Here is a 22,208-nt window from a genome sequence, read left to right on the forward strand (position 1 = left end):
TTTTTGTATGTGGCATTAACCTAACAACCGGCGACGCTCGCCTCAGGCATGTACGTCGACGCTGAACATGGCCTGCAACAAGGCTGCCTGCAACACTTGCAAAGTGCTGTTGGTCACGGCGATCTGGGTCTGGATCTCCATCACCTGCTGGGCCTTCTGCTCGTCGCTGGCCTGGCCCTTCTCGGTGCTGGCCAACTGCGCCTGCTGTTGCTCAAGGATCTTCTGGGTCTGCTCGATCTGCTTCTGCAGTTGCTTGACCGGATCGCCTCCGCCTTTCACCGCATCGATGCTGGCATCGGCAGAGTTGACCCGCAGCTCCTTGTCTTCGCCGTCCTTGCCCTGGGCAACCGGCGCCAGCGGGCTGGTGTCTTCGGCTTCGCCGGTCGCTGTCTTCGGTGCCGACAGCGGGTAAGGATTGACGACATTGGCATTGATGGTGGTCATGACTGATTCCTCCTGAATGTCCGTCCTATCGGCCTTCATCCCTGAAGCTTGATATGTGCAACCTGTAAAAAAGTGTAGAGCCGCGGCCCAGCCCTTCTAGGTGAACCTGAAGGTATCGGCGTCGAGATTCGCGGGAAAGCGTGCTCGGTAGGCGGCCAACTCACCGGCGTTCAAGCGTACCTGGAACACCCCGTCCGCCTCCCCGGCACTGAGCAGGGTCTCGCCCTGATAGTCCAGCACCTGGCTGTCACCGGTATAGGCAAAGCCCTTGCCGTCGGTACCCACCCGGTTCACCGCCGCTACATAGCACAGGTTTTCAATGGCCCGGGCCGGCAGCAAGCGGTTCCAGTGCAGCCGCCGAGCCCCGGGCCAGTTGGCGGTGTACAGCAGCAGATCAGTGTCCTGGGCATCGCGGCTCCACACCGGAAAGCGCAGGTCATAGCAGATCAGTGGACGAATCCGCCAACCCTTGAGTTCGAACTGCACCTGGCGCTCGCCAGGGGTGAAGTGATTGTGCTCGCCGGCCATGCGGAACAGGTGGCGCTTGTCGTAGTGCCAGACTTCGCCGTCGGGACGTGCCCACAACAGGCGGTTGCGGTGGCTGCCGTCCGCCGCCTGGATGATCACACTGCCAGTGATCACCGCATCGAGCTTCTTCGCCTGGCAGCGCAGCCATTTGCTGGTGGGGCCGTTCTCCGCCTCAGCCAGGGTGCTGGATTCCATGGAGAAACCGGTGGTGAACATTTCCGGGAGAATGATCAGATCCGCACCGCGGGCCTGCTCCAGCAACTGCTCGAAATGCTCGAAATTGGCCTGGCGGTCATGCCAGGCCAGGGTAGTCTGGATCAATGCCAGATTCAGATCGGGTAATGCACTCAGATCACGCATAGTTTCTCCGCTGCCTGACGCAGCGTCTCCTCGCGCTTGGCAAAACACAGCCGAACCAGACGCTGCCCCTGAGGCGGCTGCTGATAGAACACCGACACCGGAATGGCTGCCACGCCGTGTTCGCGGGTCATCCAGGTCGCCATGTCGACATCATTCAAGTCTGGACGAATCTGCGAATAGTCCACCAGTTGAAAGTAGGTGCCGGCCACCCGGGTAAAGCTGAAGCGCGAAGGACTCAGCAAATCGCAGAACAGATCACGCTTGGCCTGGTAGAAGGCTGGCAGCTGTTCGACATGTTCCGGGCATTCGGCCATGAAGTCCGCCAGAGCGTACTGCAAAGGGGTCACGCCGCAGAAGCTGACATATTGATGCACCTTGCGCAGCTCGGCGCTCAGGGCCGGCGGAGCAATGACATAACCGGTCTTCCAACCCGTCACGTGATAGGTCTTGCCGAAGGAGCTGACGACGAAAGCCCGCTGATACAGCTCCTCGTGGGCCAAAACGCTGACATGGGGGACGCCGTCGAACACCAGATGTTCATAGACCTCATCGCTGACCAGGTAGATGTCGCGATCACGGATCAGCACTGCCAACTGGTCCAGTTCGGCACGGCTGATCAAGGCACCACTGGGGTTATGCGGCGTGTTGAGAATGATCATCCGCGTACGCGAACTCAGGGCTTCGCCAAGTTTCTGCCAGTCGATGGCAAAGTCCTCGTGGCCCAGTTGCACATGCACACAACGGCCACCGGCCAGCTCCACTGCCGGCTCATAACTGTCGTAACAGGGATCGAAAACGATGACCTCGTCACCGCGCTGAATCACCGCCTGGATGGCACAGAAAATGGCCTGGGTGGCGCCCGGAGTGATGGTCACTTCGCTGTCGGCATTGACCTCGACGCCATAGCTGCGAGCGATTTTTGCCGCTACCTGTTGGCGCAGGGACGGCAAGCCGGTCATGGGTGCGTACTGGTTATGGCCATTGGCGATATGCCGCCCAACCGCATCACGCAAGGCTTGGGGACCATCGAAATCAGGGAAGCCCTGGGACAGGTTGAGCGCTCCGGTTTCAACCGCGAGCTGGGACATTTGCGTGAAGATGGTGGTGCCGACATTCGGCAGCTTACTGGTGATCATGAGGATTCCCTGCTGAACACCCGGCTCTACGACGGCGCGGGAGGTCCCGAGAATAGCCCAAACACCGGGCATGAAAAAGGGCGCATAAAGCGCCCTCTTACCCACACAAATCCCGGTTGCTCAGCGCTTGTCGCGGCGCTTCTTGTCGGCCTTCTTGTGGTGTGACATCAAACGACGCTTCTTGTTGACCTGGCGGTCGGTCAGCGTGTTCTTGTTGCCTTCGTACGGGTTCTCGCCACCCTTGAACTCGATACGAATCGGCGTGCCCACCAGCTTCAGTACGCGGCGGTAGGTGTTTTCCAGGTAACGCACGTAGGACTTCGGTACCTTCTCCACCTGATTACCGTGAATCACGATCAGCGGCGGGTTGGCACCCCCCAAGTGGGCGTAGCGCAACTTGATCCGACGGTTGTTGACCATGGGCGGTGCGTGCTCGCCAACGGCATCTTCGAGGATCTGCGTCAGACGGCTGGTCGGCCAGCGGGTGACCGCCGACTTGAAGGAGTTCTGCACCGACTGGTAGAGGTTACCCACACCGGTACCGTGCAAGGCCGAGATGAAGTGGATATCGGCGAAGTCGACGAAGAACAACCGGCGTTGCAGCTCGGTCTTCACGTAGTCGCGTTCGCTCGGCTGCATGCCGTCCCACTTGTTCAGGGCAATCACCAGGGCCCGACCAGCTTCGAGGGCAAAGCCCAGCAGGTTCAGGTCGTGGTCTACCACGCCTTCCCGGGCGTCCATGACAAAGATCACCACGTTGGCGTCTTTGATCGCTTGCAGGGTTTTGACCACCGAGAACTTTTCAACTTCCTCGTGGATCTTGCCGCGCTTGCGCACACCGGCGGTGTCGATCAGCGTGTACTTCTCGTCGTTACGTTCGAACGGAATGTAGATACTGTCGCGGGTAGTGCCGGGCTGGTCGTAGACGATGACCCGGTCTTCACCGAGCATGCGGTTGACCAGTGTGGATTTACCCACGTTGGGACGACCGATGATGGCGATCTTGATCCCGTCTTTCTCGCTCGGGCCAGGAATGCGCTTGGCTTCCTCGCCTTCGGCGACGATCTCTTCCTCGCCTTCTTCCGGCTCGTCGGCGTCATCCTTGGGGAACTCGCTCAGGGCGATTTCCAGCATCTGGGTGATGCCGCGGCCATGGGCACCAGCGATCGGAACAGCGTCGCCCATGCCCAATGGCGCGAACTCGGCACGGGCCATGTCCGGATCGATGTTGTCGACCTTGTTGGCGATCACGTAGGAGGTCTTGTTACGTTTGCGCAGGTGTTCGCCGATCATCTGGTCGGCCGCGGTAAACCCGGCCTTGGCGTCCACCAAAAACAACACCACATCGGCTTCTTCGATGGCCAGCAGCGACTGCTCGGCCATCTTTTCATCCATGCCATGTTCGTCACCGGAGATACCGCCGGTGTCGATCAGAATATAGGTACGCCCTTGCCACTTGGCCTCACCGTATTGGCGATCACGGGTCAGACCGGACAGGTCGCCGACAATGGCGTCGCGAGTCCGAGTCAGGCGGTTGAACAAGGTGGACTTGCCGACGTTAGGTCGGCCCACCAGGGCGATTACGGGAACCATGCGGCTCTCCACTGCGTTAATTCAGAAAATACAAAAGCCGCTGCGAGGCAGCGGCTGGTGCTCGGGGCAGCACTGTAGGAGCGAGCTTGCTCGCGATTGACTCCATGGCGCCGCGCTCATCCAGCAAGCTGGCGTCACCTGGCATCCATTGCGAGCAAGCCCGCTCCTACAGTTCGCTTGGGGATCCCCCCAAGCATAGTCAAACCATTACTTGATGGTCAGGGCTTCCAGTTTGCCGCTGTTGCCATACACATAAATCATGTCGCCCACTACCAGCGGACGAGCGCGCAGGCCGTCGCTATCGATGCGGGTACGACCGACGAAACGACCGTCAACCTGGCTCAGCAGGTGCAGGTAACCTTCCAGGTCGCCCACCGCTACGTAGCTGGAGAAGACTTCCGGGGCCGACAGTTGACGACGGGCCAGGGAGTCGTTGCTCCACAGGGCCGTAGTCGAACGTTCGTCCACGCCTTCCACGGTGCCCGACGACAGGCTGACATAGACGCTGCCAAAACCTTGCGCCACACCGGCATAGCTGGAAGCGTCACGCTGCCACAGCGGACGACCGCTCTCCAGGTCCAGGGCAACCACACGTCCCTGGTAGCTGGCGACGTACAGGGTACCGCCGGACAGCAGCAAGCCGCCGTCGATGTCCACTACCCGATCCAGCTCGGAACGGCCTTGTGGAATAGCGACACGCTGCTCCCACACCGGCACGCCGTTGCGGATATCCAGCGCCACCACCTTGCCAGTGGAGAGACCGGCCAGGGCCAGACGGTTGGTGGCCAACGGCGCACTGGTGCCCCGCAGGGTCAGTACCGCTGGAGTGCTGTCGTAGAGCCAGAGCTGGTTGCCGGTGCTGGCATCGAGGCCAATCACCCGGTCATCCTGAGTCTGGACCACCACCACGTCACCGTTGGTGGCTGGCGGAGCCAGCACTTCACTGGTGACCCGGGCGCGCCACTTCTCTTCACCGCTGGAAGCATCCAGGGCAACCACTTCGCCTTTCAGAGTGCCGATCATGACCAGGCCGTAACCCACGCCGACGGCGCCGGAAACAGGCAGTTCGAGATCTTTCTTCCATTTGACGTCGCCGTTCATGCGATCCATGGAAACCACAACGCCAGTCACGTCGGCGGCATAGATGGTGTCACCATCGATGGCCGGCACCAGCATGTTGTAGGTTTCGCCCTGACCGTCACCGATCGAACGGCTCCACTGCTTCTGCAGGACCACTTCTTCTTTGAAGTCGACCAGTTCAGCCGGCGGCAGTTCTTTCTTGCTGTTGCTGCTGCAACCCGCGGCCAACAAGGCCAGAGCCAGCAATGCTGCATGTTTCCAACGGATCACGTCATGCATCCCCTTTGGCCAGGTCGTCCAGCTTGATTTGTAAGCCACCGACCGCTGCTTCATCCGAGAGCGCCGCCTTGGCTTTTTGGTATGCCGCATGGGCTTCATCCACACGGCCCAACTGGACCAGCAGATCACCCTTGAGTTCTTCGCGGGTCGCCAGGAACGCCTTGTCGGCATCACCGTCGAGCAGCTTAAGGGCTTCATCAGCCTTGTTCTGCGCTGCCAGTACCTGGGCCAGACGCTGACGCGCCACTTCACCCAGGGTCGGGTTCGCCGGCTTGTCGGCTACCGCTTTCAACTGCGCCGCTGCGTCGTCCAGCTTGCCGGTGTCCACGGCTACCTTGGCCACGAACAGGTTGCCGTATTGCGCATAGGCAGTGCCGCCGAATTCGCTGTTGAGCTTGCCGGCCAGATCCGCAACCCGGGCAGCGTCAGGCTTGCCATCCGGCGTCAAGGTGGTTTCAAGCAGTTGCTGATAGAGCACCGAAGCGCCTTGCGACTGATTGTTCTGATACTTGTGCCAGGCCTGCCAGCCGAACACGATAACCAGGGCCAGCAGGCCGCCAGTCACCAGGGGTTTGCCGTTACGCTGCCACCAGTCTTTCAATTCCGCCAGCTGTTCATCTTCGGTACTCGACACCCCAATACTCCTTATTCGCTAAATCGGCTGTTTGACAGCTTCAACCCTGCACGACGCAGGTGGCCAGGTGCGCAGCGAGCGCATCCCAGGCAATGCTTTGTTGTTCACCCTGGCCACGCAGGGGTTTGAAACCTACCACTTGCTGGGCCAGTTCGTCGTCACCGAGGATCAGCGCGTACAACGCACCGCTCTTGTCGGCTTTCTTGAATTGGCTCTTGAAGCTGCCGGCACCGGCATTGATCTGCAGACGCAGGTTCGGCAATTGGTCTCGAACGCGCTCACTCAGCGCCAGTGCGGCCAGTTCGGCAGCCTCCCCGAAGGCGCAGAGGTAAACGTCGACCTGACGCGAGATCTCTTGCGGGATCTGCTCCAGGGTTTCCAGCAGCAGCACCAGACGCTCGATCCCCATGGCGAAACCAACACCCGGAGTAGGTTTGCCGCCCATCTGCTCGACCAGACCGTCGTAACGGCCGCCGGCACAGACAGTGCCCTGGGCGCCGAGCTTGTCGGTAACCCACTCGAAAACGGTCTTGCTGTAGTAATCCAGCCCGCGCACCAGCTTCGGGTTGATGACATAAGGGATGCCTGCGGCGTCCAGACGGGCCTTGAGCCCTTCGAAGTGCACACGGGACTCTTCGTCCAGGTAGTCGGCCAGTTTGGGCGCGTCCACCAGCACGGCTTGAGTGTCCGGGTTCTTGGTATCGAGCACGCGCAGCGGATTGGTCTTCAGGCGACGCTGGCTGTCTTCGTCCAGCTTGTCCATGCGCGCCGACAGGAACGCCACCAGCGCGTCGCGATAACGTGCTCGGGCCTCAGCGGTACCCAGGCTGTTCAGTTCCAGCTTGACCGCATCACGGATACCCAGCTCGCCCCACAGGCGCCAGGTCAACACGATCAGCTCAGCATCGATGTCCGGACCGTCGAGGTTGAAAACCTCGCAACCGATCTGGTGGAACTGGCGATAGCGGCCTTTCTGCGGGCGCTCGTGACGAAACATCGGGCCGATGTACCAGAGCTTCTGCACCTGACCACCGCCAGTGATGCCGTGCTCGAGCACAGCACGTACGCACGCCGCGGTGCCTTCCGGACGCAGGGTCAAGGAATCGCCGTTGCGGTCTTCGAAGGTGTACATCTCTTTTTCGACGATGTCGGTCACTTCGCCGATGGAGCGCTTGAACAGCTCGGTGAACTCGACGATTGGCATGCGGATCTGCTTGTAACCGTAGTTATCCAGCAGACGCGCCACAGTGCCCTCGAAATAACGCCACAGGGGGGTCTGCTCGGGCAGGATGTCATTCATGCCACGAATGGCTTGCAGAGACTTGCTCACAAAAAATCCTTAAATACGTTCGGTTAGCCGCGAGCGATCAGCGCTGCGTCGGCTTCGACCTTTTCGGCCGCCTTCTGCCGGATCAGCTTTTCAAGCTCGTCCACCAGATTGTCATTGGTCAGTTTCTGTGCCGGCTTGCCGTCGATGTAAATCAGGTTCGGCGTACCACCGGTCAGGCCGATATGCGCTTCCTTGGCTTCACCCGGACCGTTGACCACGCAACCGATCACTGCGACATCCAGCGGTACCAGCAGGTCTTCAAGGCGCCCTTCCAGTTCGTTCATGGTTTTCACCACATCGAAATTCTGCCGCGAGCAGCTCGGGCAGGCGATGAAGTTGATGCCACGGGAACGCAGGTGCAGGGACTTGAGAATGTCGTAGCCGACCTTCACTTCCTCGACCGGGTCGGCCGCCAACGAGATGCGAATGGTATCGCCAATGCCTTCGGCCAGCAGCATACCGAGGCCGACAGCGGATTTCACCGTGCCTGAACGCAATCCGCCGGCTTCGGTGATCCCCAGGTGCAGGGGCTGGATGATTTCCTTGGCCAGCAACCGATAGGCTTCGACGGCCATAAACACATCGGATGCCTTCACGCTGACCTTGAAGTCCTTGAAATTCAGGCGTTCAAGGTGCTCGACGTGGCGCAGTGCCGACTCAACCAGCGCCGCTGGGGTCGGTTCGCCGTACTTTTTCTGCAGGTCTTTTTCCAGGGAACCGGCATTGACCCCGATACGAATCGGAATCCCGCGGTCACGGGCGGCATCCACCACCGCACGCACCCGGTCTTCGCGACCGATGTTGCCGGGGTTGATCCGCAGGCAATCGACACCCAGCTCGGCTACGCGCAAGGCGATCTTGTAGTCGAAGTGAATGTCGGCCACCAACGGCACCTTGACCTGCTGTTTGATGCGGCCGAACGCCTCGGCGGCGTCCATGTCCGGCACCGAGACCCGCACGATGTCGACACCGGCAGCTTCCAGGCGGTTGATCTGGGCGACGGTTGCGGCCACATCGTTGGTGTCGCTGTTGGTCATGCTCTGCACCGCGATCGGGGCATCGCCACCGACCGGTACCGAGCCGACCCAGATCTTGCGGGACTCGCGACGTTTGATTGGAGATTCGCCGTGCATGACTTATTGACCTAACTTCAGGCGAGCGGTCTCGCCACTGGTGAACGGGGCGATATCCACCGCCTGACCGTTGTAAGAAATTTGTGCGCCACGGGCATAACCCAGACGTACGGCAAAAGGTGGCTTGCCGCTGACATCAACCGCTTCACCCTTGCGCTTGAGGGCGCTGAGCAGAATCTTGCCGTTGCCATCGATAACCTGGGCCCAGCAATCGGCGCTGAACTGGATCTGCACCTGGGCCGAACCTGCAGCTGAGGTTGCCGGGGCCACTGCCGCCGGGCTCAAGGCGTTGGCAGGCGCGGCTGCCGGAGCAGGCGCCTGAACCACTGGAGCGGTAACGGCCGGTGCCGTAGCCGGCGCCGCGCGTGCCGGAGTCACTGGCGCAACAGGCGGCGTAACAGGCGTTGCAGCCGGAGCCGTCGCAACAGGCGCTGCCGGACTGGCAGGCGCTTCACCCGCTGCCTGGCTCTCCGGCTGCCCGGCGTTGACCACCGCTTCGCTCTGACCTTCGGCGACGGCCTGGTCTTCCGGCTCGTCGATTGGATGGATCTGAGTGGTGCCATCGGCACCCTCGACCTCGACATGCTCGGGACTCAAGGAGATCGGCTCCTTGCCGCGCAAGGAGGACTGATCCTGCCACCAGATGAAACCGCCACCCACCACAGCCACCAACAGCAGCAAGCTGACGATGCGCAGGATGGTGTGGGAAACCCGTACCGGCTCTTCGATACGACCCAGGGCGTGAACGCTGCTGCCTTGGGAGTCGGTACCGGTGTACTGATCGAATTCCTGTACCAGGATGGCCTGGTCCATGCCCAGCAGTTTGGCGTAGGCGCGGATATAGCCGCGGGCAAAGGTGTGCCCCGGCAGCTTGTCGAACGCGCCGGCTTCCAGATTGCTCAGGGAGCTCACGGTGAGGTTGAGCTTGTGGGCCACTTCAGCCAGCGACCAACCATTGCTTTCGCGGGCCTGACGCAGGGTCTCACCGGGGTTTACGCGAGTCACTGCTTGAACTTCGGGATGCGCCGCTTTCATCATTGCTCCGACAGGTATTGCTGATATTCCGGCGTACCGGGATAAAGTCGTTTTAGTTGCAGACCGTAACTGGCGGCCTTGTCGCGATCTTCGAACACCGTTGCCAGCCGAACGCCGAGCAATAGACTACGTGCATTTTGCTCTTCGAGCAGGCTAAAACGATCGTAATAGTCACGCGCGGGCACATAATGCCTGTCTTCGTAAGACAACTCAGCCATTTCCAGCAATGCGCGGGGCTGTTGGTGATTCAAGCGCAGGGCTTTTTCCAGTTGCAGTTGGGCCAACTCACGCTGGCCCAGCTTGGAAGCGGTCATACCGAGGTTTTCGAACACCCGGGAACGCTCGGGGTACAGAGTATCAGCAGCGGCCTGCTCGAAGCGCTGATAAGCCTCTTTGTAACGTTTTTCTTCGAACAGGAAGCTGCCGTAGTTGTTGAGGATACGCGTACTGTCCGGACGGGCTGCGAGGGCTTGGCGAAAGTGCTCATCGGCAAGCACAGGTTCCATCTCGGCCTGGAACACCAGCGCCAGGGCGGCATTGGCGTCAGCATCGGCAGGCGCCAGCTCCAGGGCCTTTTTCAACGGCACCTTGGCCCTTTCGCTCATCCCCTGCTGCAGATACCCCAGGCCCAACTGTACATAGGCCTCACGTGCCTCATCGCGGCCCTTGCTGGTGTTCATCGGATTGGAATCACCCGACAGAACACAGCCAGCACAGAGGCTGGCAACAAGCAGGAGCAGCGCGAAGCGCAGGGTCATGGAGATCCTCTCTCAGGTACGGGTCGCGGCGCTTTGCGGCATATCGGCGTCGGCGCTCAGCTCACGCACGGCGATATAACGTTCGCTACGACGGGTGCGGTCCAGCACCTGCCCGACCAACTGACCGCAGGCGGCATCGATGTCTTCACCGCGAGTCGTACGCACGGTGACATTGAAGCCGGCATGATGCAGTTGATCCTGGAAGCGACGAATGGCGTTGTTGCTCGGACGCTCGTACCCGGAATGCGGGAACGGGTTGAACGGGATCAGGTTGATCTTGCAAGGAATGTCCTTGAGCAACTCGATCATTTCAACCGCGTGTTCCAGCTTGTCGTTGACGTCCTTGAGCAGGGTGTACTCGATGGTCAGCACACGCTTCTCGCCCAGGGAGGACATGTAGCGCTGGCAGGACTCGAGGAGCATCTTCAGCGGGTACTTCTTGTTGATCGGCACCAGCTGGTTGCGCAGCGCATCGTTGGGTGCGTGCAGGGACAACGCCAGGGACACGTCGATGTGCTTGGCCAGCTCATCGATCATCGGCACCACGCCGGAGGTGGACAGGGTCACACGACGCTTGGAAATGCCGTAGCCCAGGTCGTCCATCATCAGGTGCATCGCAGCGATGACGTTGTCGAAGTTCAGCAGCGGCTCACCCATGCCCATCATCACCACGTTGGTGATGGCACGGTCGACGGTCGCCGGGACGCTGCCAAAGGATTTGTTGGCAATCCACACCTGGCCGATAACTTCGGCGGCGGTGAGGTTGCTATTGAAGCCTTGCTTGCCGGTGGAGCAGAAACTGCAATCCAGGGCACAGCCTGCCTGGGACGAAACGCACAGAGTGCCGCGTTTGCCCTGGGGAATGTAAACGGTCTCGACGCAGCTGCCGGACGCCACGCGCACCACCCATTTGCGGGTGCCGTCGCTAGAGATGTCCTCGCTGACCACTTCCGGACCGCGAATCTCGGCAACGGCCTTGAGCTTCTCGCGCAAGGCCTTGCCGACATTCGTCATGGCGTCGAAATCATCGACGCCAAAGTGGTGAATCCATTTCATTACCTGACCGGCACGGAAACGCTTCTCCCCGATTGAGTCGAAGAATTTCTCCATTTCCGGTTGAGTCAACCCCAACAGGTTAGTTTTGCCGATCGATGTAGTCATGGTCTCACCCCTCACTCGCCAGCCTTACTCAGCGAGCGGTTACTTCAGTAGCTGCGAAGAAGTAAGCGATTTCGCGAGCAGCGGCAGCTTCGGAGTCCGAACCGTGAACGGCGTTGGCGTCGATGGACTCGGCGAAGTCAGCACGGATGGTGCCGGCAGCAGCTTCTTTAGGGTTGGTAGCGCCCATCAGCTCACGGTTGCGAGCGATGGCGTTTTCGCCTTCCAGAACCTGAACAACAACCGGACCGGAAGTCATGAAGGCAACCAGTTCGCCGAAGAAGCCACGCTCGCTGTGCTCAGCGTAGAAGCCTTCAGCTTCAGCCTTGGACAGTTGCTTCATTTTCGAAGCTACAACGCGCAGGCCGGCTTCTTCAAAACGGGAAACGATCTTGCCGATAACGTTTTTTGCAACAGCGTCAGGCTTGATGATGGAGAAAGTACGTTGAACAGCCATGGTGTAACTCCAGAAACGGTGATTAAAGCGAAAAATTAAACCCGCGAATTATACGCGGGTTTATAAGGATTGCCTAACTGCGTAGCCCGCGGATTCAGTCCGCTTCGTCGATCCAGGCGGCCTGAATTGCTTCAAGAACCTTCTCGCCTCCGCGAGCCGGATCGTCGCTGAACTCTGGCAGTGCCAGAACCCATTGGTGCAAGTCGACAAAGTTCACATAACGCGGGTCCACATCCGGCTTGGAATCAGCCAGCTGGATCGCGATTTCCAGTACATCAACCCACTTCAGACTCATGACGACTCCTTGAATCAGTGCGGCGCTTCGGCGGCATGGTTGAGTGAGTACTTGGGAATTTCAACGGTCAGGTCTTCATCACCAACGATGGCCTGGCACGACAGGCGCGACTGTGCTTCCAGGCCCCAGGCCTTGTCCAGCAAGTCTTCTTCCAGCTCGTCGGCTTCGTTCAGCGAGTCAAACCCTTCACGAATGATGCAATGGCAGGTAGTGCAGGCGCAGACGCCGCCGCAGGCGCTCTCGATCTCGATGTGGTGGTCGTGGGCCACGTCGAGCACCGAAACACCGGGCTCGACCTCGACAACCAGACCGTCCGGGCAGAACACGGCGTGTGGCAGAAAAATGATCTGCGGCATCAGTTATTCCTCGATTTCATTCAGGTTGCGCCCCGCCAACGCGGCTTTCACCGTCGAATCCAGGCGGCGGGCAGCAAAGGCATCGGTCACTTGCGACAGACGCTTGGTCTGCTGCTCGATGGCGTAACCATCGGTGCCACGCATCAATTCACTCAGTTCCTGCATCTGCAGCTCGATGACCATGCGCTCTTCAGCGTCCAGCAGACGATCACCATCGGCGTCCAGGGCGCCCTGCACGGCCTCGATCAGGCGCTGGGCATCAACCTGCTGCTCACGCAGCACGCGGGCCACCTTGTCGTCGCCGGCATACTGGAAGGAGTCCTTGAGCATCTTGGCTATTTCGCCGTCGGTCAGGCCGTAGGACGGCTTGACCTGAATGCTGGCCTCAACACCCGACCCCAGTTCTCGGGCAGAGACACTGAGCAGGCCATCGGCGTCGACCTGGAAGGTCACGCGGATCTTCGCCGCCCCGGCCACCATCGGTGGGATGCCGCGCAGCTCGAAGCGCGCCAGGGAACGGCAGTCGCTGATCAGCTCGCGCTCACCCTGCAGCACATGAATCATCATGGCCGTCTGGCCATCCTTGTAAGTGGTGAAGTCCTGGGCACGGGCAACCGGGATGGTGGTGTTGCGCGGAATCACCTTCTCCATCAGCCCGCCCATGGTTTCCAGCCCCAAAGACAACGGAATCACATCCAGCAGCAGCAATTCGCCACCTTCACGCTTGTTGCCGGCCAGGGTATCGGCCTGGATCGCGGCACCAATGGCCACCACTTGATCCGGATCGATCTCGGTCAACGGCTGGCGACCGAACATTTCAGCCACCGCCTCACGCACACGCGGCACGCGGGTCGAACCGCCCACCATGACCACCGCCTGCACTTCATCCAATTCGACATTGGAATCGCGTACAGCACGACGACAGGCCTTGAGGCTGCGGGCAACCATCGGCTCGATCAGCGCATCGAAGGCTTCGCGAGTCAGGGTGGCACGCCAATCGCCATACACCACCTCCACGGACGCGGCGCCGGTCAAGGCTTCCTTGGCCGCACAGGCCGCTTGCAACAGACTGCGCTGTGTACCCGGGTCGAGGTCGGCGGACAGGCCCGCGCCCTCGATGATCCAGCCGGCAATGGCGTGATCGAAGTCGTCGCCGCCCAGGGCAGTATCGCCACCGGTAGCCAGGACCTCGAAGACACCGCCAGTCAGGCGCAGAATGGAAATATCGAAGGTGCCGCCACCCAAGTCATAGATCGCAACCACGCCTTCGGCGTGCTGATCCAGACCATAAGCCACAGCTGCCGCAGTAGGTTCGTTGAGCAGGCGCAGCACATTCAGGCCAGCCAGCTTGGCCGCATCCTTGGTGGCTTGACGCTGGGCGTCATCGAAATAGGCCGGAACGGTAATCACCGCCCCCACCAGCTCGCCACCCAGGGCCGCCTCAGCACGCTGACGCAAGACCTTGAGCACTTCAGCCGAAACTTCCACCGGGCTTTTCGGCCCCTGGATGGTCTCGATGAACGGCATGTGCGACTCACCATCAACGAAGCGATAAGGCAGTTGCTCACCCAATTGCTTGACGTCGGACAGACCGCGCCCCATCAGGCGCTTGACCGAGAGCACGGTGTTCAGGGGGTCGGAGGGCGCAGCCAGGCGGGCGGACTCGCCCACTTCAACGCGGTCGGCGTGATAACGCACGGCCGACGGCAGAATCACCTGGCCCTGCGCGTCGGCCAGAGGCTCGGAAAGACCACTGCGCAAGGCAGCGACCAGCGAATTGGTAGTGCCCAAGTCGATCCCCACAGCCAGACGACGCTGGTGCGGTTGAGGACTTTGGCCGGGTTCGGCGATCTGCAGTAGGGCCATGCTTATCTGGACTTATCTGTATATCAGGCGTGCGACCGGAGCGGCACTGGGTTAATCGTCGAGGCGCTCTTCTAACTGGCGCACTTCGTAGGTGAGCTTGTCGAGGAACTGCATGCGCCGCATCAGGCGTTCGGCCTGCTCGCGTTGCGCTGCATCATCCCAACAGGCTGCGAAGCTTTCGTTCAGTTCATCCTGTGCAGTCTTGAGTCGACGCTTGAATGCCGCCACTCCAGCCAGGTCGGCGCTGTCCTGCAAGTCTTCGAGCTCTTCGCGCCACTGCATCTGCTGCAGAAGAAACTCCGGATCATGCACCGTGACCTCCAGCGGCAACTCACCACCATTCAAGGCCAGGAGATAACGGGCGCGCTTGGGCGGACTCTTGAGGGTCTGGTAAGCCTCGTTGAGGCTTGCCGACTGCTCCAGGGCCAGGCGCTGCTCGCGCTCGGAAGCATCGGCAAAACGGTCTGGATGAACCCCACGCGCCAACTCACGGTAGCGCGCGGCCAACTGCTCGAGATCCAGGCGGAAACTCGGTTGCAGCTCAAATAAAGCGAAATGACAAGGAGTACCCACAAGAAGCCTCAGATGTTGAAGCTTTCGCCGCAGCCACATTCACCGCGCACGTTGGGGTTGTTGAACTTGAAGCCTTCGTTCAACCCTTCCTTGACGAAATCAAGCTCGGTGCCGTCCAGATAGGTCAGGCTTTTCGGGTCGATAATCACTTTCTCGCCGTGACTTTCGAACACCTGATCGTCCTCGCCGATCTCGTCGACGAACTCCAGCACATAGGCAAGGCCGGAACAGCCTGTGGTGCGAACACCCAGACGAATCCCATCACCCTTGCCGCGCCCATTGAGGGAGCGTCGCACGTGTTGAGCAGCCGCTTCTGTCATGCTGATAGCCATCGTGACTCCTTACTTGTCGCCAAATCTGTGAAAGCCGATCGATCAGATCAGGCCTTTCTTCTGCTTGTAGTCGCGAACGGCGGCCTTGATGGCGTCTTCGGCGAGAACCGAGCAGTGGATCTTCACTGGAGGCAGGGCCAGCTCTTCAGCCAGCTGGGTGTTCTTGATGGTTTCGGCCTCATCCAGCGTCTTGCCCTTCATCCACTCAGTGGCCAGGGAGCTGGAAGCAATGGCGGAACCGCAGCCATAAGTCTTGAACTTGGCGTCTTCGATGATGCCCTGCTCATTGACCTTGATCTGCAGGCGCATCACGTCGCCGCAGGCAGGAGCGCCGACCATGCCGGTGCCGACATCCGGATCTTCCGCATTCATCTTGCCGACGTTGCGCGGGTTCTCGTAGTGGTCGATGACCTTTTCGCTGTAAGCCATGATTCTTAATCCTCACTCATCAGAGAGTCGCTCTTGGGTTCTGCAAATCGCCGTTATCGGTACGCTCTACAGAACCCTGTGCGGCGACTTATATTCAGTGCGCCGCCCACTCGATCTTCGAGATATCGACGCCATCTTTGTACATGTCCCACAGCGGCGACAGAGCGCGCAGCTTGGTGACGGCTTCGCAGACTTTCTGCGCCGCGTAATCGATTTCTTCTTCGGTGGTGAAGCGGCCGAAGGTGAAGCGGATCGAGCTGTGAGCCAACTCGTCGTTGCGGCCCAGGGCACGCAGCACGTAGGAAGGTTCAAGCGAAGCCGAAGTACAGGCCGAACCGGAAGACACTGCCAGGTCCTTGAGGGCCATGATCAGCGACTCGCCTTCAACGTAGTTGAAGCTCAGGTTCAGGTTGTGCGGTACACGAGCAGTCATGCTGCCGTTGATGTACAGCTCTTCCAGGTGTTCAACCTGCTTGTAGAAGCGATCGCTCAGTGCCTTGATGCGAGCATTTTCGGCGACCATGTCTTCCTTGGCGACGCGGAAGGCTTCGCCCATGCCAACGATCTGGTGAGTGGCCAGGGTACCGGAACGCATGCCGCGCTCGTGACCGCCGCCGTGCATGGTGGCTTCCAGGCGCACACGAGGCTTGCGGCTGACGTACAGCGCGCCAATGCCTTTAGGGCCGTAGGTCTTGTGGGCAGAGAAGGACATCAAGTCGACTTTCAGGGCCTGCAGGTCGATTTCGACCTTGCCGGTGGACTGAGCGCCGTCGACGTGGAACAGAATGCCTTTGGAGCGGGTCAACTCGCCGATGGCGGCGATGTCGTTGACGGTGCCGATTTCATTGTTCACGTGCATGATCGAAACCAGAATGGTGTCGTCACGCAGGGCCGCCTCAACCATGGCAGGAGTGATCAAGCCATCTTCGCCCGGCTCGATGTAGGTCACTTCGAAGCCTTCGCGCTCGAGTTGGCGCATGGTGTCCAGGACAGCCTTGTGCTCGATTTTCGAGGTGATCAGGTGCTTACCCTTGGTGTGATAGAAATGCGCGACACCCTTGATTGCCAGGTTGTCGGACTCGGTAGCACCGGAAGTCCAGACGATTTCACGCGGGTCGGCGTTAACCAGGTCGGCCACTTGGCGACGGGCATTCTCCACCGACTCTTCGGCCTTCCAGCCAAACACGTGAGAGCGGGACGCCGGGTTACCGAAGTTTCCGTCGACCAGCAGGCATTCACTCATTTTTTGCGCAACACGCGGATCGACCGGCGTGGTCGCTGAGTAATCAAGGTAAATCGGCAATTTCATGGACTCTCTCCTAAATCAGGCTGGCTGGCGTGCCGCTAGCTCTTTGGCTGTCATTCGACGGCGGACGCTTCAATCTTGTCCAGGCGCGGCGCCTTGCCATTACAGCGGCGCTGGTCCTGACGCTGGGCTACTTCTTGTACCTCACGGCGAGTAACAAGATCAGCCAAGCTGATACCGCTCAGAAATTCGTGAATCTGCAGGCTCAAATCGCACCACAGGTGATGGGTCAGGCAGGTGTCGCCGGCATGGCAGTCACCCAGCCCCTGGCATTTGGTTGCATCGACCGATTCGTTCACCGCATCGATCACCTGAGCCACCTGGATCCCCTGCATGTCACGGGACAGCTGGTAGCCGCCACCAGGACCCCGGACGCTGGACACCAGATTACTGCGGCGCAGTTTGGCGAAAAGCTGTTCGAGGTAGGACAGGGAGATGCCTTGGCGCTCAGAGATATCGGCCAGGGAGACCGGGCCATGTTGCGCGTGCAACGCCAGATCAAGCATGGCGGTCACGGCGTATCGGCCTTTAGTAGTCAGTCGCATGGACAAGTACCACGGAGTTTCGGAATGGAGGCGAGTATGCAATACCCGAGTAATCGAGTCAACTATAAGACCAACTACTTTAGTCGGGTTTACCCGCAAAAGAGCGCGCGAATCATAGCAAAGTCTGCGACGTAATGGCACAGCAGGATGGCAGTAACTGACCCACGGGGCGTTTACCGGCTATCGCGACCATTTCGCCAGCGAGCCAGCCCCTGCAAGGAGCCGGCTTGCAGGACTTCAGCCGACCTGGCTGCCGTCCTTGCCCTTGACTTCAGCGAAGTCCTCTTCACGCAATTGGGGCAGATCCTTGGCGCAGTAGTCACTGCCCAGATCCTTCAGCGCGCCGCACATATCCTCCAGGCGACCATCAACCGCCTGTAAGTGATCCAGCAACTGCCCAATCGCCCGAGCCACCGGATCCGGCATGTCCTCGCCGACTCCGTAGGCATCGAAACCGAGCTTTTCCGCCATGGCCTTGCGCTTGGCTGCCTGTTCGTCGCTGGACTTCATGATGATCCGCCCAGGAATGCCCACCACCGTCGCTCCGGCCGGCACCGCCTTGGTCACCACCGCATTGGAACCGACCTTAGCCCCCGCTCCCACAGTGAAGGGCCCCAGCACCTTGGCACCCGCCCCCACCACCACACCGTCTTCCAGGGTCGGATGGCGCTTACCCTTGTTCCAGCTGGTGCCACCCAGGGTCACCCCCTGATAGAGGGTCACGTCATCGCCGATCTCAGCGGTTTCGCCAATGACAATGCCCATGCCATGGTCGATAAAGAAGCGACGGCCGACTTTGGCTCCCGGATGAATTTCGATCCCGGTCAACCAACGACCGAAGTTCGACACCAGCCGGGCCAGCCATTTCCAGCCCATGCCCCACAAGGCACCGGACAAACGATGAATCCAGATCGCGTGCATGCCCGGGTAGCAGGTCAACACCTCGAAGGCATTGCGCGCCGCCGGGTCACGATGGAATACGCTTTGGATATCTTCACGAAGACGCTCGAACATCACTGATCCTTCCGCTTCTGTAGCTCTCCACGGGCCGCTTTCTGGGTTTCCGTGAGAATGCCACGCAATATATTCATTTCCGCCCGGCTGACCGAGCTGCGACCGTATAACCGACGCAGGCGCGCCATCAAGTGCCGCGGCTTTTCCGGATCGAGGAAGTCGATGGCCACCAGCGTCTGCTGCAGATGCTCATAGAACCGCTCCAACTCATCCATGGTCGCCAGTTCTTCACTGCGCGGCGAAGCCACTTCATCCTTCTCTACCTTGGTTGGCCGGCCTTGGGCCGCCAGCCAGGACATGCGCACTTCATAAGTCAGCACCTGCACCGCCGTAGCCAGGTTCAGCGAGCTGAACTCCGGATCCGACGGGATATGCACGTGGAAATGACATCGCTGCAGCTCATCATTGGTCAGGCCGGAATCTTCACGACCAAACACCAGGGCGATCTGCGCACCCTGCCCGGCTTCCTCTACCACCTTGAGGCCGGACTCACGCGGATCAAGCAAGGGCCAGGGAATGCGCCGGTCGCGAGCACTGGTGCCAAACACCAGCGTGCAACCCGCCAATGCATCCTCAAGGGTGGCGACCACCTGGGCATTGGCCAGGATATCGGTGGCGCCGGAAGCCCGCGCATCCGCCTCGTGGGACGGAAATACCCGAGGCTCCACCAGCACCAGCCGCGACAAGCCCATGTTCTTCATGGCACGCGCAGCCCCGCCGATATTGCCCGGATGACTGGTATTGACCAGGACGACACGAATGTTCTGCAGCAAGGGATGCGCTCTCGGACACGGTAAGGGGGAGCAAATCTTACAGAACAGGCAAGACTCCCGCCTCAAAAATAACCACCCGAAAGATTCCGACATTCTATAAAGGCGCCCAGCAAGCGACACAAACACTCGCCACCGGAGAACGCCACACAGCGGATCAATGCAATCAAAAGCGAACACCGACCTTCATCTGCAAAAGTTTTCTGCTAGAATGCTCGGCTTTCTTTAACAACCTTAGGTGACCTATCCATGCAGCCAATGCTGAATATCGCGCTGCGCGCCGCCCGCAGCGCCAGTGAATTGATTTTCCGCTCCATCGAGCGCCTGGATACCATCAAGGTCGACGAAAAAGACGCCAAAGACTACGTATCCGAAGTTGATCGCGCTGCCGAGCAGAAGATCATCGACGCGCTGCGCAAGGCCTACCCGACCCACGCCATCCTCGGCGAAGAAACCGGCCTGCACGCCGGCAGCGGCGAAGGCGAAGACTACCTGTGGATCATCGACCCACTGGACGGCACCACCAACTTCCTGCGCGGCATCCCGCACTTTGCCGTGAGCATCGCCTGCAAATACCGTGGTCGCCTGGAACACGCTGTGGTCCTGGACCCGGTTCGTCAGGAAGAATTCACCGCCAGCCGTGGCCGTGGCGCCCAGCTGAACGGTCGCCGTCTGCGCGTCAGCGGCCGCACCAGCCTCGACGGCGCCCTGCTGGGCACCGGCTTCCCCTTCCGTGACGACCAGATGGACAACCTGGACAACTACCTGGGCATGTTCCGCGCCCTGGTAGGCCAGACCGCCGGCATCCGTCGCGCCGGTGCTGCAAGCCTGGACCTGGCCTACGTGGCTGCCGGTCGTTTCGACGCCTTCTGGGAATCGGGTCTGTCCGAATGGGACATGGCAGCAGGCGCCCTGCTGATCCAAGAAGCCGGCGGCCTGGTGAGCGACTTCACCGGCGGTCACGACTTCCTGGAAAAAGGCCACGTGGTGGCTGGCAACACCAAATGCTTCAAAGCGGTCCTGACCGCCATCCAGCCGCACCTGCCGGCTTCGCTGAAGCGCTAAACGCCAGCGACAAAAAAGCACCCCGAGGGGTGCTTTTTTTATGTCCGCAAAACCCGACCTGTAGGAGCCGGCTTGCCGGCGAAGGCGATCTCAAAGCCCATTCGCCGGTAAGCCAACCCCTACAAGCGAGGGTTATTGGCCAGGTTGATTCTGGTTCTGACCCAGAATCAGGCGACCCTCTTTATCCACCGGAATCTGATTGCCCGGATCACGATCCATGCGCACCTGGCCTTGCTTGCCGCCCAGGTCGTACTTCACGTCATAACCCACGACCTTCTCACTGATGTCATTGACCGTGTTACAGCGAGTCTGGGTGGTGGTGTAGGTGTCACGCTCCTGCATGCCTTCCTGCACCTTGTTGCCGGCATAGCCACCGCCAACGGCACCCGCCACGGTGGCGATCTTCTTGCCATTACCACCACCAATCATGCTACCCAGCAGACCACCGCCCACCGCACCCGCCACGGTACCCAGGATCTGATGCTCATCCTTGACCGGGCGCTGGCGAGTCACGGCGACGTCCTTGCAGACTTCACGAGGGGTCTTGATCTGTTGTTTGACCGGCTGTACGGCCAGCACTTGCGCATACTCAGGGCCGCTTTTAACCAGGCTGTAGGTGGCAACAGCACCCCCGGCGGTGACACCGACAGCACCCAATACCGCACCAACCAGCAACGACTTGTTCACGTGAACCTCCTGACCATACAAACGGGACTTAGCCCGCGCTTCTCCCAGCGTTGGAGCAATAAAAAAGGCGCGAGTTCAACACTCGCGCCTTTTTAACTGACAGCCGGAAAAGGGCTAGATCCTCACGGACGGTCGTCCACTTCCTTCTCGGTATTGGCCGGAGGAATCAGATCCTCGCTGTTCAGGTTCAGCCAGATCAACACCACGTTGGCGATATAGATCGACGAGTAGGTACCCGCCAACACACCGACAAACAGAGCGATGGAGAAGCCCCACAGGTTGTCGCCGCCGAAGAACAACAGAGCCACGATCGCCAGCAAGGTGGAGATCGAGGTGGCCATGGTGCGCAGCAGGGTCTGGGTGGTCGAGATGTTGATGTTCTCGATCAGACTGGCCTTGCGCAACACACGGAAGTTCTCACGCACCCGGTCGAATACCACGATGGTGTCGTTGAGGGAGTAACCAATGATCGCCAGCACTGCCGCCAGCACCGTCAGGTCGAAGGTGATCTGGAAGAACGAGAGGATACCCACCGTCACGATCACGTCGTGGATCAGCGAAACGATGGCGCCCACCGCGAACTTCCACTGAAAGCGGAAGGCCAGGTAGATCAGGATGCCACCCAGGGCCATGAGCATGCCGAGACCGCCCTGGTCCCGCAGCTCTTCACCCACTTGCGGGCCGACGAACTCGACGCGCTTGACCTGCGCCGGGTTGTCACCGCCAACCTTCTGCAGCGCTTCGGCCACCTGATGACCCAGTTGCGGGTCCTCACCCGGCATCCGCACCAGCAGGTCGGTGGTAGCACCGAAGCTCTGCACGATAGCCTCGTGATAACCGGCATCGTTCAGCTGCGAACGCACCTTCATCACGTCCGCCGGACGCTCGTAGGTCAGCTCGATGAGCGTACCGCCGGTGAAGTCCAGACCGTAGTTCAAGCCTTTGTGGAACCAGCTGAACAACGCCAGGATGGTGAGCAGCACGGTGACGCCGAACGCAACGTTGCGCACGCCCATGAAGTTAATAGTACGTAACATGGCAGCCC

General features: G+C 60.1%; 25 protein-coding genes. 1 reads left to right on the forward strand and 24 read right to left on the reverse strand.

Features of this window, described 5'->3' with window-relative positions:
- Positions 1 to 42 precede the first annotated feature (42 nt).
- The 22 genes from ACSSVC_RS29215 to trmJ all read right to left on the reverse strand — a co-directional run bounded on the left by ACSSVC_RS29215 (position 43) and on the right by trmJ (position 19,414).
- Positions 43 to 444, reverse strand: coding sequence for a hypothetical protein (locus ACSSVC_RS29215; RefSeq protein ID WP_346633964.1), 402 nt, complete (start codon positions 442 to 444; stop codon positions 43 to 45).
- A gap of 96 nt (positions 445 to 540) precedes the next feature.
- Complete coding sequence (locus ACSSVC_RS29220; RefSeq protein WP_123724695.1) at positions 541 to 1,332, reverse strand: amidohydrolase; 792 nt, start codon at positions 1,330 to 1,332, stop codon at positions 541 to 543.
- On the reverse strand, positions 1,320 to 2,468 hold the full coding sequence (locus tag ACSSVC_RS29225) for a pyridoxal phosphate-dependent aminotransferase (protein ID WP_346633962.1): 1,149 nt from the start codon (positions 2,466 to 2,468) through the stop codon (positions 1,320 to 1,322). Before ACSSVC_RS29225 ends, ACSSVC_RS29220 begins: the two co-directional genes overlap by 13 nt.
- Before the next feature lie 120 nt (positions 2,469 to 2,588).
- On the reverse strand, positions 2,589 to 4,061 hold the full coding sequence (gene der, locus ACSSVC_RS29230; RefSeq protein WP_346633961.1) for a ribosome biogenesis GTPase Der: 1,473 nt from the start codon (positions 4,059 to 4,061) through the stop codon (positions 2,589 to 2,591).
- Between the two features lie 207 nt (positions 4,062 to 4,268).
- Positions 4,269 to 5,420 carry an outer membrane protein assembly factor BamB gene (gene bamB, locus ACSSVC_RS29235; protein ID WP_346633960.1) on the reverse strand — a complete coding sequence of 384 codons (1,152 nt, stop codon included), beginning with the start codon at positions 5,418 to 5,420 and terminating at the stop codon, positions 4,269 to 4,271.
- Positions 5,413 to 6,054, reverse strand: coding sequence for a tetratricopeptide repeat protein (locus ACSSVC_RS29240; RefSeq protein ID WP_123724699.1), 642 nt, complete (start codon positions 6,052 to 6,054; stop codon positions 5,413 to 5,415). The genes bamB and ACSSVC_RS29240 overlap by 8 nt, the downstream gene beginning before the upstream one ends.
- A gap of 40 nt (positions 6,055 to 6,094) precedes the next feature.
- A complete protein-coding gene (gene hisS, locus ACSSVC_RS29245) occupies positions 6,095 to 7,384 on the reverse strand; it encodes a histidine--tRNA ligase (RefSeq protein ID WP_346633959.1) in 1,290 nt (429 codons plus the stop codon).
- A gap of 23 nt (positions 7,385 to 7,407) precedes the next feature.
- Complete coding sequence (gene ispG / locus ACSSVC_RS29250; RefSeq protein ID WP_011063207.1) at positions 7,408 to 8,517, reverse strand: flavodoxin-dependent (E)-4-hydroxy-3-methylbut-2-enyl-diphosphate synthase; 1,110 nt, start codon at positions 8,515 to 8,517, stop codon at positions 7,408 to 7,410.
- Positions 8,518 to 8,520: 3 nt separating this feature from the next.
- On the reverse strand, positions 8,521 to 9,552 hold the full coding sequence (locus tag ACSSVC_RS29255) for a RodZ domain-containing protein (RefSeq protein ID WP_492611780.1): 1,032 nt from the start codon (positions 9,550 to 9,552) through the stop codon (positions 8,521 to 8,523).
- Positions 9,552 to 10,310: a type IV pilus biogenesis/stability protein PilW gene (pilW, locus tag ACSSVC_RS29260; protein ID WP_346633957.1), complete on the reverse strand. Its 759-nt coding sequence runs from the start codon at positions 10,308 to 10,310 to the stop codon at positions 9,552 to 9,554. Before pilW ends, ACSSVC_RS29255 begins: the two co-directional genes overlap by 1 nt.
- 12 nt (positions 10,311 to 10,322) lie before the next feature.
- Positions 10,323 to 11,471: a dual-specificity RNA methyltransferase RlmN gene (gene rlmN / locus ACSSVC_RS29265; protein WP_102860398.1), complete on the reverse strand. Its 1,149-nt coding sequence runs from the start codon at positions 11,469 to 11,471 to the stop codon at positions 10,323 to 10,325.
- Between the two features lie 28 nt (positions 11,472 to 11,499).
- Positions 11,500 to 11,925, reverse strand: a complete 426-nt coding sequence (gene ndk / locus ACSSVC_RS29270; protein ID WP_025129556.1) for a nucleoside-diphosphate kinase — start codon at positions 11,923 to 11,925, stop codon at positions 11,500 to 11,502.
- Between the two features lie 94 nt (positions 11,926 to 12,019).
- Positions 12,020 to 12,220: a Fe-S cluster assembly protein IscX gene (iscX, locus tag ACSSVC_RS29275; RefSeq protein WP_102860397.1), complete on the reverse strand. Its 201-nt coding sequence runs from the start codon at positions 12,218 to 12,220 to the stop codon at positions 12,020 to 12,022.
- Positions 12,221 to 12,234: 14 nt separating this feature from the next.
- Entirely contained in the window at positions 12,235 to 12,576 is a 342-nt protein-coding gene (gene fdx, locus ACSSVC_RS29280; protein ID WP_346633956.1) for an ISC system 2Fe-2S type ferredoxin, read from the reverse strand.
- A 3-nt stretch (positions 12,577 to 12,579) separates the two neighbouring features.
- Positions 12,580 to 14,442 carry a Fe-S protein assembly chaperone HscA gene (hscA, locus tag ACSSVC_RS29285; RefSeq protein WP_346633955.1) on the reverse strand — a complete coding sequence of 621 codons (1,863 nt, stop codon included), beginning with the start codon at positions 14,440 to 14,442 and terminating at the stop codon, positions 12,580 to 12,582.
- A 51-nt stretch (positions 14,443 to 14,493) separates the two neighbouring features.
- The gene (gene hscB, locus ACSSVC_RS29290; RefSeq protein WP_011063215.1) at positions 14,494 to 15,015 is read right to left on the reverse strand and encodes a co-chaperone HscB; all 522 of its coding nucleotides are present in this window, start codon (positions 15,013 to 15,015) and stop codon (positions 14,494 to 14,496) included.
- An 8-nt stretch (positions 15,016 to 15,023) separates the two neighbouring features.
- Positions 15,024 to 15,347: an iron-sulfur cluster assembly protein IscA gene (iscA, locus tag ACSSVC_RS29295; protein ID WP_007929524.1), complete on the reverse strand. Its 324-nt coding sequence runs from the start codon at positions 15,345 to 15,347 to the stop codon at positions 15,024 to 15,026.
- 42 nt (positions 15,348 to 15,389) lie between these two features.
- Positions 15,390 to 15,776: a Fe-S cluster assembly scaffold IscU gene (gene iscU / locus ACSSVC_RS29300; protein ID WP_007929523.1), complete on the reverse strand. Its 387-nt coding sequence runs from the start codon at positions 15,774 to 15,776 to the stop codon at positions 15,390 to 15,392.
- 94 nt (positions 15,777 to 15,870) lie between these two features.
- Positions 15,871 to 17,085: an IscS subfamily cysteine desulfurase gene (locus tag ACSSVC_RS29305; protein ID WP_025129551.1), complete on the reverse strand. Its 1,215-nt coding sequence runs from the start codon at positions 17,083 to 17,085 to the stop codon at positions 15,871 to 15,873.
- A gap of 50 nt (positions 17,086 to 17,135) precedes the next feature.
- The gene (gene iscR / locus ACSSVC_RS29310; protein WP_011063217.1) at positions 17,136 to 17,627 is read right to left on the reverse strand and encodes a Fe-S cluster assembly transcriptional regulator IscR; all 492 of its coding nucleotides are present in this window, start codon (positions 17,625 to 17,627) and stop codon (positions 17,136 to 17,138) included.
- A gap of 237 nt (positions 17,628 to 17,864) precedes the next feature.
- On the reverse strand, positions 17,865 to 18,641 hold the full coding sequence (gene cysE / locus ACSSVC_RS29315; protein ID WP_404937593.1) for a serine O-acetyltransferase: 777 nt from the start codon (positions 18,639 to 18,641) through the stop codon (positions 17,865 to 17,867).
- Complete coding sequence (trmJ, locus tag ACSSVC_RS29320; protein WP_123724706.1) at positions 18,641 to 19,414, reverse strand: tRNA (cytosine(32)/uridine(32)-2'-O)-methyltransferase TrmJ; 774 nt, start codon at positions 19,412 to 19,414, stop codon at positions 18,641 to 18,643. Before trmJ ends, cysE begins: the two co-directional genes overlap by 1 nt.
- Before the next feature lie 246 nt (positions 19,415 to 19,660).
- On the opposite strand from trmJ, the gene suhB reads away from it, so the two are divergent.
- The gene (suhB, locus tag ACSSVC_RS29325) at positions 19,661 to 20,476 is read left to right on the forward strand and encodes a type III secretion system regulator SuhB (RefSeq protein ID WP_011063220.1); all 816 of its coding nucleotides are present in this window, start codon (positions 19,661 to 19,663) and stop codon (positions 20,474 to 20,476) included.
- A 132-nt stretch (positions 20,477 to 20,608) separates the two neighbouring features.
- Here suhB and ACSSVC_RS29330 read toward each other — a convergent pair whose 3' ends face one another.
- Complete coding sequence (locus tag ACSSVC_RS29330; RefSeq protein ID WP_102880808.1) at positions 20,609 to 21,163, reverse strand: glycine zipper 2TM domain-containing protein; 555 nt, start codon at positions 21,161 to 21,163, stop codon at positions 20,609 to 20,611.
- Positions 21,164 to 21,285: 122 nt separating this feature from the next.
- Positions 21,286 to 22,200: a protein translocase subunit SecF gene (secF, locus tag ACSSVC_RS29335; protein ID WP_011063222.1), complete on the reverse strand. Its 915-nt coding sequence runs from the start codon at positions 22,198 to 22,200 to the stop codon at positions 21,286 to 21,288.
- Positions 22,201 to 22,208 lie beyond the last annotated feature (8 nt).

This window comes from Pseudomonas sp. E1BtOHC1 (assembly GCF_058744285.1).

What these genes read in the sequence shown, in the direction of transcription:
- ACSSVC_RS29215 (WP_346633964.1), bottom strand. Translation starts at nt 444, where the DNA reads ATGACCACCATCAATGCCAATGTCGTCAATCCTTACCCGCTGTCGGCA.
- ACSSVC_RS29220 (WP_123724695.1), bottom strand. Translation starts at nt 1,332, where the DNA reads ATGCGTGATCTGAGTGCATTACCCGATCTGAATCTGGCATTGATCCAG.
- ACSSVC_RS29225 (WP_346633962.1), bottom strand. Translation starts at nt 2,468, where the DNA reads ATGATCACCAGTAAGCTGCCGAATGTCGGCACCACCATCTTCACGCAA.
- der (WP_346633961.1), bottom strand. Translation starts at nt 4,061, where the DNA reads ATGGTTCCCGTAATCGCCCTGGTGGGCCGACCTAACGTCGGCAAGTCC.
- bamB (WP_346633960.1), bottom strand. Translation starts at nt 5,420, where the DNA reads ATGCATGACGTGATCCGTTGGAAACATGCAGCATTGCTGGCTCTGGCC.
- ispG (WP_011063207.1), bottom strand. Translation starts at nt 8,517, where the DNA reads ATGCACGGCGAATCTCCAATCAAACGTCGCGAGTCCCGCAAGATCTGG.
- ACSSVC_RS29255 (WP_492611780.1), bottom strand. Translation starts at nt 9,552, where the DNA reads ATGAAAGCGGCGCATCCCGAAGTTCAAGCAGTGACTCGCGTAAACCCC.
- pilW (WP_346633957.1), bottom strand. Translation starts at nt 10,310, where the DNA reads ATGACCCTGCGCTTCGCGCTGCTCCTGCTTGTTGCCAGCCTCTGTGCT.
- rlmN (WP_102860398.1), bottom strand. Translation starts at nt 11,471, where the DNA reads ATGACTACATCGATCGGCAAAACTAACCTGTTGGGGTTGACTCAACCG.
- ndk (WP_025129556.1), bottom strand. Translation starts at nt 11,925, where the DNA reads ATGGCTGTTCAACGTACTTTCTCCATCATCAAGCCTGACGCTGTTGCA.
- iscX (WP_102860397.1), bottom strand. Translation starts at nt 12,220, where the DNA reads ATGAGTCTGAAGTGGGTTGATGTACTGGAAATCGCGATCCAGCTGGCT.
- fdx (WP_346633956.1), bottom strand. Translation starts at nt 12,576, where the DNA reads ATGCCGCAGATCATTTTTCTGCCACACGCCGTGTTCTGCCCGGACGGT.
- hscA (WP_346633955.1), bottom strand. Translation starts at nt 14,442, where the DNA reads ATGGCCCTACTGCAGATCGCCGAACCCGGCCAAAGTCCTCAACCGCAC.
- iscA (WP_007929524.1), bottom strand. Translation starts at nt 15,347, where the DNA reads ATGGCTATCAGCATGACAGAAGCGGCTGCTCAACACGTGCGACGCTCC.
- iscU (WP_007929523.1), bottom strand. Translation starts at nt 15,776, where the DNA reads ATGGCTTACAGCGAAAAGGTCATCGACCACTACGAGAACCCGCGCAAC.
- ACSSVC_RS29305 (WP_025129551.1), bottom strand. Translation starts at nt 17,085, where the DNA reads ATGAAATTGCCGATTTACCTTGATTACTCAGCGACCACGCCGGTCGAT.
- iscR (WP_011063217.1), bottom strand. Translation starts at nt 17,627, where the DNA reads ATGCGACTGACTACTAAAGGCCGATACGCCGTGACCGCCATGCTTGAT.
- cysE (WP_404937593.1), bottom strand. Translation starts at nt 18,641, where the DNA reads ATGTTCGAGCGTCTTCGTGAAGATATCCAAAGCGTATTCCATCGTGAC.
- suhB (WP_011063220.1), top strand. Translation starts at nt 19,661, where the DNA reads ATGCAGCCAATGCTGAATATCGCGCTGCGCGCCGCCCGCAGCGCCAGT.
- secF (WP_011063222.1), bottom strand. Translation starts at nt 22,200, where the DNA reads ATGTTACGTACTATTAACTTCATGGGCGTGCGCAACGTTGCGTTCGGC.